The sequence below is a fragment of the Burkholderia sp. GbtcB21 genome, from assembly GCF_019091065.1.
Lineage (GTDB): Bacteria > Pseudomonadota > Gammaproteobacteria > Burkholderiales > Burkholderiaceae > Burkholderia > Burkholderia pyrrocinia_C.
Genome location: NZ_JAGXKA010000332.1, coordinates 1 through 253, shown reverse-complemented (window position 1 = coordinate 253; position 253 = coordinate 1). Strand labels below are relative to the sequence as shown.

1 protein-coding gene is annotated in these 253 nt (G+C 75.1%); it reads left to right on the top strand.

What is annotated here, in order from left to right; all coding sequences use genetic code 11:
- Nucleotides 1-253: SDR family NAD(P)-dependent oxidoreductase (locus KVT39_RS37050; protein WP_217591497.1), on the top strand; the 253-nt coding region annotated here is incomplete at both ends.

Sequence of the window (253 nt, the reverse complement as noted above, 5' to 3'; positions counted from 1 at the left end):
CGGCCCCTGGCAGCCGCTCGCCGACCCCGCGCGCTTCGCGGATCCCGCCGGGCAACTGATCGACGCGGTCGAACCGGGCCACGAACCACCCGCGCTCGCGAATGCACGCCGCCGCGCAACGAGCGGGCGCTTCAGCGGCAAGGCCGCAGTCGTCACCGGCGCGGGCAGCGGCATCGGCCGCTGCGCTGCGCTCGCATTCGCACGCGAAGGCGCGACGGTCGTCGCCTGCGACATCGATATCGCGAGCGCCGAG